The 7,599-nt window shown below is 66.4% G+C and carries 10 protein-coding genes and 1 pseudogene; 7 read left to right on the forward strand and 4 right to left on the reverse strand.

Going from position 1 to position 7,599, the window contains the following annotated elements:
* Positions 1–143 precede the first annotated feature (143 nt).
* The 5 genes and pseudogenes from DJ73_RS05340 (at position 144) to DJ73_RS05355 (ending at position 3,663) form a co-directional block, all read left to right on the forward strand.
* Positions 144–563, forward strand: coding sequence for a hypothetical protein (locus DJ73_RS05340; RefSeq protein ID WP_094557459.1), 420 nt, complete (start codon positions 144–146; stop codon positions 561–563).
* 226 nt (positions 564–789) lie between these two features.
* Positions 790–972 (forward strand): annotated as a pseudogene (locus tag DJ73_RS21315) (HU family DNA-binding protein); the annotation flags it as partial.
* A 153-nt stretch (positions 973–1,125) separates the two neighbouring features.
* Entirely contained in the window at positions 1,126–1,410 is a 285-nt protein-coding gene (locus DJ73_RS21320) for an HU family DNA-binding protein (protein ID WP_394338321.1), read from the forward strand.
* A 572-nt stretch (positions 1,411–1,982) separates the two neighbouring features.
* Positions 1,983–3,203, forward strand: coding sequence for an MFS transporter (locus DJ73_RS05350; protein WP_176451079.1), 1,221 nt, complete (start codon positions 1,983–1,985; stop codon positions 3,201–3,203).
* A gap of 70 nt (positions 3,204–3,273) precedes the next feature.
* Positions 3,274–3,663 (forward strand): CopG family ribbon-helix-helix protein, encoded by a 390-nt coding sequence (locus DJ73_RS05355; RefSeq protein WP_094525245.1) that lies wholly within the window; start codon positions 3,274–3,276, stop codon positions 3,661–3,663.
* A gap of 29 nt (positions 3,664–3,692) precedes the next feature.
* Here DJ73_RS05355 and DJ73_RS05360 read toward each other — a convergent pair whose 3' ends face one another.
* Positions 3,693–3,980 (reverse strand): hypothetical protein, encoded by a 288-nt coding sequence (locus tag DJ73_RS05360; RefSeq protein WP_254921594.1) that lies wholly within the window; start codon positions 3,978–3,980, stop codon positions 3,693–3,695.
* Positions 3,981–4,361: 381 nt separating this feature from the next.
* On the opposite strand from DJ73_RS05360, the gene DJ73_RS05365 reads away from it, so the two are divergent.
* The gene (locus DJ73_RS05365; RefSeq protein WP_094525243.1) at positions 4,362–4,619 is read left to right on the forward strand and encodes a hypothetical protein; all 258 of its coding nucleotides are present in this window, start codon (positions 4,362–4,364) and stop codon (positions 4,617–4,619) included.
* 28 nt (positions 4,620–4,647) lie between these two features.
* Here the strand turns inward: DJ73_RS05365 and DJ73_RS05370 are convergent, their stop codons facing one another.
* Positions 4,648–5,397, reverse strand: a complete 750-nt coding sequence (locus DJ73_RS05370) for a TrkA C-terminal domain-containing protein (protein WP_094525242.1) — start codon at positions 5,395–5,397, stop codon at positions 4,648–4,650.
* A 305-nt stretch (positions 5,398–5,702) separates the two neighbouring features.
* Here DJ73_RS05370 and DJ73_RS05375 point away from each other — a divergent pair, with 305 nt between their 5' ends.
* Positions 5,703–6,812 carry an alanine--glyoxylate aminotransferase family protein gene (locus DJ73_RS05375; RefSeq protein WP_094527585.1) on the forward strand — a complete coding sequence of 370 codons (1,110 nt, stop codon included), beginning with the start codon at positions 5,703–5,705 and terminating at the stop codon, positions 6,810–6,812.
* A 30-nt stretch (positions 6,813–6,842) separates the two neighbouring features.
* On the opposite strand, the gene DJ73_RS05380 is transcribed toward DJ73_RS05375, so the two are convergent.
* Both DJ73_RS05380 and DJ73_RS05385 read right to left on the reverse strand, forming a co-directional pair.
* A complete protein-coding gene (locus tag DJ73_RS05380) occupies positions 6,843–7,169 on the reverse strand; it encodes a hypothetical protein (protein WP_094557460.1) in 327 nt (108 codons plus the stop codon).
* Positions 7,170–7,179: 10 nt separating this feature from the next.
* A complete protein-coding gene (locus tag DJ73_RS05385) occupies positions 7,180–7,479 on the reverse strand; it encodes a DUF424 domain-containing protein (protein ID WP_094527584.1) in 300 nt (99 codons plus the stop codon).
* Positions 7,480–7,599: the final 120 nt, after the last annotated feature.

Below are 7,599 nucleotides of genomic sequence, written 5' to 3' on the forward strand. Positions count from 1 at the left end.
GGTCACGCCGCGGACGACGCGCGTATCGGTCGTCGGTTCGGTGCCCGCCCCGAGAGATTCGGAGCGATCGGGACGAGAGGACGTTCGATACGCCGTTTCATTCAATACGAAGACATTTCACTGCCGGCCCGGGAAGCGTTGCCATGCAGAGAAGACAACTCCTACGCGGGGCCGGCGGGTGTCTCGCCGCTGTCTCGCTCGCCGGCTGTGCGGGCGCCCTCTCGAGCGGCGACCGGGACCCCGAATACCCGGGCGGGACGCTAATCGTAACGAACACCGGCGATGACGCCGTGCCGGTCGCGGTACGTACGAAACTCGACACGTACGACGCCTCGCTCGACACCGCCGTCGCCGGTGGAGAGACGATCGTCCGTCGGGAGTTCGTCAGCGCCCGAGAGGGCGATATCGTCACCCTCGAAGCGCTCCTCGGCGAGACCGGAGAGCGCCTCCGCTTTCAGTTCCTCCCCGAAGGGAGTGACGACAACCCGCCTGAGGTCGCCGAACTCACGTTCGAGAACGCCGTCGAGGCCAGTGCGAGCTGGGGCGCAACGGGCGGGACGTAGTCAGGTCCGGGCCCTCAAACCGCAGTCAGACCAGCGTTGGACACGACACAGTAACGCTCAGATGAATTTTTAGATATTTTATATAGTCTCAGAGCGTGAGAGGGTTGTGAGTAAAGGTATCATGTCCCAAGACGAGCTCTCGCGGCGAACCGTACTGCGGAGGAGCGCTATCCTCTCGGCGTCCCTCGGACTGGGCGCGGTAGCGACGACCGGTCAGGCCGCGGCGATGAACAAAGCGGAACTGATCGAGGCGATGGCGAGCCACGCCGGACTGAGCAAGTCGGACGCGAAGCGGGCGCTCGACGCGTTCACCAGTGCGACGACGAACGCCTTGCAGAAGGGTGACAGCGCCGTACTGATCGGATTCGGATCGTTCAGTATCTCGAAGCGCTCCGCCCGGACGGGGCGAAATCCGAGGTCCCGAAACGGGCCCGCGGACGAGTCGCCGGTGACGTTCGCCGCCTGCCCGGAGTTCGCGGCCGCCCTCGATCTCAACCCCGGTAAGGGCGACGAGGCCAGCGCCAGGTGCCGCGACGCCGACGTGGTGATCGACGCGGAGTACATCGCGAGCGAAACGGGACGCGAATCGCGCGATGGGGTATCGACGAGCGACGCGGAGCGGGCGATCGAGGCGTTCGTCAGCGTGGCGACGGAGGCCCTGAAGAAAGGCGATCGGCTGTCGGTGGACGGGGGAGCGGACGAGAGCGAGGTGTTCGGCACGTTCAGCATCTCGAAGCGGTCCGCCCGGACCGGGCGAAACCCTCAGACCGGGAAAGAGATCCAGATCGCGGCGAAGAACGTGGTCGAGTTCAAGACGGGTGCCGAACTCTCGAAGGCCGTCAACTGAAACGGTCGCGGCGTGTCACCCCTGAGACCGGTCTCCGCGTCGTCAAACGAGCGACGACCCCGGTCCGGGAAACCGACCGACTTCTCGTCTCTGCGAGTCGCCCCGCACGAGTCTCGGCGTTCCCCTCCGAACTGGCGGAACCTCTCATACGCAACTCCCAGGCGTCTGCTATCGGCCAATTCGGGATGTATCCGAGGAACCCGACGGAACCCTCGTGCCGACTCCATCCCCCGCATCGGTCACCCCCCTACCGACGGCCGCCGCGCCGTTCGACGGGGCGATACTACATACGGGGCCGCATCCTGCGAGGAACTCCCACCCGCTTTCGCAAGTAACTCTCTCGGGACAGCGGCTGCGGCGAGCGTCCGACCGTCGCGACCGATACGCAGTCTACCGGCCTCACGCCGCCGTGAACCGCGCAGACCGCTCGTCGGCACACCGGCCGTTCGGTACTTCGAGCCGCCGAACGGCCGACACCCGACCCCGGCTCTACTCGCCCGATGCGCTCGTATTACGAATTCGCGGTCCGATCATAACACAACAACCATCTCGGCGGAATCGCCATCCGAAGTATGGCCGTTCCGTTCCGGCGTTCCGCCGCTCTCCCTCCGCGGAGCGTCCTGAAGTATTACCTCTACAAGTCGACCAAGGCCGTCGAATTCTACCGCCCGATTATGTATCTCTTCTTCCTCGCACAGGGACTCGATTTCACGCAGATCGCGGTCCTCGAAGCGGTATACAACCTGACGACGCTGCTGGGTGAAATTCCGACGGGCTACGTCGGCGACCGCCTCGGTCGGCGCAACAGTCTCCTGACCGGAACCGCTCTCATCTCGCTCACGCTGCTCGGAATCGGACTCTCCGGTTCGTTCCGGGCGCTCGTGGCGCTGTACGTCTGTTGGTCGATGGGCTACAACTTCCGCTCGGGAAGCGAAGACGCCTGGCTGTACGACACGCTCACCGACGACCTCTCCGAAGACGAGTTCGCGCACGTCCGCGGACGCGGGGAGTCGGTCGCGCTGGCGATCGGCGCCGGTGCGGCCGTCGTCGGGGGGTATCTCGGCAGCATCGACCTGTCGTATCCGTGGTTCGTCGCCGCGGGAGTGACGGCGCTCGGCGTGGTCGTTCTCCTGACGATAGACGAGCCCGACACCTACGAACGGGCCGACACCGCGACACTGAGCTTTCGCCGCACGCTGTCGATCATCCGGCGAACGGTCTCGGAGCGGAACGTCCGGGCGTTCGTGCTGTATTACTACGTCGTCTACGCGGCGGTGACGTACCTCGTGTTCGTCTTCCTCCAGCCGATCTTCGAGACGATCGTTCTCGACTTCGGCGTCTCGCAGTCGGCGGTGCGGTCGCTGCTCGGGTGGTTCTACTCGGCGTACAGTCTCGTCGGCGCCGGACTGAGCTACTACACCGGAGCGATCCGCGCCCGTCTGGGGCTCCGGACGTGGTTCCTGTGGCTGCCCTTCGTCGTGGGCGGCGCGCTGGTGGGCATGTACTTCGTTCCGGTGCTCGCGCTCCCGACGTTCCTGCTGATCCGCGGGCTCTCCGACGTGACGCGGTCGTTCGCCGGCCAGTACATCAACGACCGCACCGAGACGGCGGGCCGTGCGACCGTGCTCAGCGCGATGGCGATGGTCAGCGGACTCGCGGTCGTGCCCTTCCAGCTCGGGAGCGGCGTCATCTCCGACGCCGTCTCCCCGCTGTTCGCGCTCGCCGCGGCCGGCGTCGTCCTCATCGTCAGCTCGACCGGTATCCTGCTCTGGGAAGCGCCGATCGAGGGGTAGCCGCCGCCGCGTTCGCCGCACGGAGACCGCGTACTCGGAACTCTTGTACGAGCGCCCCGAACGACGCCCGATGCGAACGAGTTTGAACATCCCGGACGCGGTCGTCGACGAGTTCGATCAGGTCTGGCGCGACGAGGGACTGGACAATCGGTCACGAGCGGTTCGCGAGGCCATACAGGAGTACATCGAGTCGCACTCCCGACTCGAGGACCTCAGCGAGGACGTCATCGCGCTCGTCGCCTTCGACTACCGCCACCACGAGGTGATCGGCGAGCTCCACGGCGTCCAACACGACTATCAGGACGTGATCCGCAACACGAGTCACACGCACCAGGGGGAGTGGTGTCTCGAGTCCCTGTTCTGTCAGGGGACCGGCGAACGCGTCCGGGAATTAACGTATCGGCTCCGTGACTTCGACGGCGTGAACCGAGTGAAAGTGATGGTGATTCGAGACGACTGAGCCCGGGATACGCCCGTGAAATCGCCCGCTCAATCCGCCGCCGTCGCCGCGTTCCCGGCCGACTCGGACGGTGCGTTCAGATAGAGATAGATCAACGTGAGGATCAGGACGACTTGGACCGCCTTGTCGACGTAGTCGATCGCCCCATATTCCGACTTGGCCACGATCCAGAGGGGGAACTGCACGGCGGTGTACGGAATCCCGATGAGATAGAGCAGGCGACGCCGATAGTCGAGCGAAAACAGCGCAATCGAACCGGCGTAGCCGACCCCCGCAAGCGCCACCGGTGCCCGCCCTTCGACGACGCCAGCGTACACGTGAAGAACGCCAGTGATGGCGGCCAACGCGATTGCAACCCACTGGAGCCGAGTGAGCGATCCGCTCCTCCCTACCGAGCTATTTTGCATATCTTTCACAATACTACTCTGTCGGGCCTTTAGATAAGGACTGTTATTATCCGACCCCGGGCTCCGTCATACGACGCTCCGTACTCGTCTCCCGCGGACGGCCTTCGATGGCCCGCGGACAGCCCTTGATGACTTACAGACGGCCCTCGATGAGCTCGGAGGCGGTTTCGACGAGCCGGACACCGGAACCGCGATAACGCGTCCCTGCGGGCGGGCCCCCTCGCCGCCGCGGCTCACGTCGACCGCGCATCGCGGCGACACGCATTAGCGCCCCGGACCCCTACCCGGCGTATGGCCTCGGAGTCGTGCGACGTCTGCGAGCGGTCCGTCAGGATCGCCGGCGGGATCGGCGACCTGTGGAACTTCGCGTTCGAGTCGACGCAGGGGATGACCCTCGAACTGACGGACGGCGCCGAGTTCTTCCTCTGTTTCGACTGCATGGAGTCGCTCCCGGACGACCACGAACCCACCGAGGGGGACGTCGTCGACCTCCGCGAGCGGACCGACCCCGTCGAGGAGGACGGGAACGACTTCTGGCACTGGCGCTGAGGCTCCGCCGCCGGCGACCGGTCCGAACTCACTTCCGCGGCGTGCCGAACGCCCCCAGCGAGCCCTGCTCGAACGGGGCCTTCGAGAGCAGGGAGACGATGTCGCCGGCTCGGAAGGTAGTCTGCCCCTTCGGCGTGAGCATGTCGCCCTCGCGTTCGATGCCGACGACGTGCGTGTCGGGGGAGAGATGTCCCTCGTCGACCGCTTGCTCGATGGTTTTGCCCGCGATTTCGGCGTCCTCCGAGACGGAGAACTCGGCGACTTCGGCGTCGCCCGCGAGGCTCATGAAGTCGGTCAGCGACGGCCCTTTCGAGACGGTCTCGGGACCGAACGGATCGTACGGTCTGTGGTACTCCCCCTGCATCACGCTCTCGTCTTCGATCCGTAGCCCGAGGTCGGAGAGCTCCCCGGCGACGTGGTTGATGTCGTCCGTGTCGGCGCCGACGACGGTCACGAGGAGGTTGCCCGAACCGGACATCAGCTCTTGGACGGTGACGACTCCCGAGACGTCCAACGCCGACTGGGCGACCTGCGTCCGGTCCGGAATCGGCGCCGTACACCTGAACAGGTAGGTGATGTACCCGTCGATCGACTTGTAGTCGATGTCGGCCAGGTAGCTTCGGAGAATTCCCCGGTCCTCGAGTTGGTCGATCCGGTTCCGGATCGTCGCCGGCGTCACCCCCATCTCCTCGGCGATGTCCGACGTCGCCGTGTTCCGCGCGTTCACCGCGAAGTAGTAGAGGACGCGCTTGTCTATCTCATCGAGGCGGTGTCCCATACTCGAACTACTGCCAGACGGCACAAAGAATTTCGCACGACGACGAGTTCGCCGGCCCGCACCCTCACCGGTGCCGGTCCGTCGACTCGGGCTCGGATCGCCTTCCGGCACTCAGTACGAGGCGCGTCCGATCGCCGGCACGAGACGCGTCCGATCGCCGGCACGAGACGCGTCCGATCGCCGGCATCAGAGGCATCCGATCGCCGGCACGTGACGCGTCTGACCTCCGATCGACGCCCTCGTTTTGAGCGGATCATAAGGACCATACCGTCTCGCGACCCGGTACCATTCGACAGGTGGATCCCGTGACGAAGAAACGCGAATACCGAGACGACTACGACGACAAGACGCTGTACATCCCCGGGCCGACGGAGGTCCGCGACGACGTCATCGAGGCGATGACGGAGTCGACGTTCGGGCACCGGATGGGCCGGATGACCGACCTGTACACGACCATCGTCGAGGACACGAAGGAGTTCCTCGGCACCGACAACGACGTGATCATCCTCACCGCCTCCGGGACGGAGTTCTGGGAGGCGTCGACGCTGAACCTCGTCGACGAGCGCGTCCTGGTGCCGACCTGCGGGAGCTTCAGCGAGCGCTACGCCAACGTCGCCGAGCGGCTCGGCAAGGACGTCACCCGGCTGGAGTACGAGTGGGGCGACGCGGTCAAGCCCGAGGACGTTCGCGACGCCCTCGAAGCCAGCGACGAGGGGTACGACATGGTCGCGGGCGTGATGAACGAGTCGTCGACCGGCGTCCGCAACCCCATCGAGGAGATGGGCGACGTCATCGGCGAGTACCCGGACACCTACTTCGCCGTCGACGCCGTCTCGTCGCTCGGCGGCGACTACGTCGACATCGAGGAGCACGACATCGACGTCATCTTCGCGTCCACCCAGAAGGCGTTCGCGATGCCGCCGGGGCTCGCGGTCTGCGTCGTCAGCGACGACGCCTACGACCGCGAGGTCGAGAAGGGGGACTCCTCGTGGTACGGCGGCTTCCGGCGCGCCATCGACTACTACGACCGCAAGGGCCAGACCCACTCGACGCCCGCCATCCCGATCATGTTAGCGTACCGCAAGCAGATGAAGCGCATGCTCGACGAGGGCCACCGCGCCCGCGACGAGCGCCACCGGGAGATGATGGCGTACGTCCACGACTGGGCCGACGAGCACTTCGCGATGTTCCCCGAGGCGGGGTACGAGTCGCAGACGGTCGCCTGCATCGAGAACACGCAAGGCATCGACGTCGCCGCGACGATCGAGGCGGTGAGCGAGGAGTACGACATGGCCTTCTCGAACGGGTACGGCGACATCGCCGAGGAGACGTTCCGCATCGGTCACATGGGCGAGCACACCGTCGAGAGCGTGACAGAACTCACCGACGCCATCGAAGACGTCGCGGACCTGTAGGCGGTCGCCTCGGTCTCTGCGTTACGGGGGTCACCCGTCCGCCCGCGGCTCGATCAAGTCGATCCGGTAGCGCCGCCCGCCGGCCGCCGTCTCCTCGACCGCGACGACGACGAACGAGTCGTCGCCGACGTCGACGATGTCGCCCGTCGAGAGTGGGCCGTCCGGTCCTGACTCGCCGCGCCGCCGACGGTTCCGGCGCTCCCGCTCGCCCGCCTCGCCCTCGCTCTCGCCGTCCACGGCCTCCGGCGAGACGCCGATAACGGCGCGCTCGGCGTCGATAGCGCGGTTCCAGAACGCGTCCGACGGCGGCTGCGGTTCCAGCAGCGCCGTGAGCTCCTCCCGTCCGAGTCGCTTCATACGACCCGACTCACAGCCAGAGCAGTTGTGCGTGTCGGGTCTCTCCGACCTCCAGCACCGTCTCCTCGTCGACGAGTCCGGCCTCGACCGCGACGCCGACGGCCTCGCTCCCGACGATGTTCGCGACCTGCGCGCGGCCGAGCCCGGCGACGACCTCCTCGGCGCTCGCCTCGACGGCGTCGTCGCCCCCGTAGAACTCCTCGGTGACGGCGAGGGTCACGTCGCCGTCCGCGTACGTCTCGCCGAGGCAGTCCGCGTCGCAGACGGAGACGAGCGTCCCCTCCGCGGTCTCGCGCTCGCGGAGGAGCATCTCGGAGCCCGCGTCGCCCATCTCAGAAGCCCTCGGGCCCCTCGCCTTGGAGCTCGCGCTCCGGGGCCTCGGTCGTCTCGCCGCGCTCGCCCGGTTGACCGCCGCGGCCGCCTCGGCCGC

This window comes from Halorubrum sp. Ea1 (assembly GCF_002252965.1).
In the GTDB taxonomy this organism is placed as follows: Archaea; Halobacteriota; Halobacteria; order Halobacteriales; family Haloferacaceae; genus Halorubrum.

What these genes read in the sequence shown, in the direction of transcription:
- DJ73_RS05370 (WP_094525242.1), bottom strand. Translation starts at nt 5,397, where the DNA reads ATGGGACACCGCCTCGATGAGATAGACAAGCGCGTCCTCTACTACTTC.
- DJ73_RS05340 (WP_094557459.1), top strand. Translation starts at nt 144, where the DNA reads ATGCAGAGAAGACAACTCCTACGCGGGGCCGGCGGGTGTCTCGCCGCT.
- DJ73_RS05380 (WP_094557460.1), bottom strand. Translation starts at nt 7,169, where the DNA reads ATGAAGCGACTCGGACGGGAGGAGCTCACGGCGCTGCTGGAACCGCAG.
- DJ73_RS05355 (WP_094525245.1), top strand. Translation starts at nt 3,274, where the DNA reads ATGCGAACGAGTTTGAACATCCCGGACGCGGTCGTCGACGAGTTCGAT.
- DJ73_RS05365 (WP_094525243.1), top strand. Translation starts at nt 4,362, where the DNA reads ATGGCCTCGGAGTCGTGCGACGTCTGCGAGCGGTCCGTCAGGATCGCC.
- DJ73_RS05385 (WP_094527584.1), bottom strand. Translation starts at nt 7,479, where the DNA reads ATGCTCCTCCGCGAGCGCGAGACCGCGGAGGGGACGCTCGTCTCCGTC.
- DJ73_RS05350 (WP_176451079.1), top strand. Translation starts at nt 1,983, where the DNA reads ATGGCCGTTCCGTTCCGGCGTTCCGCCGCTCTCCCTCCGCGGAGCGTC.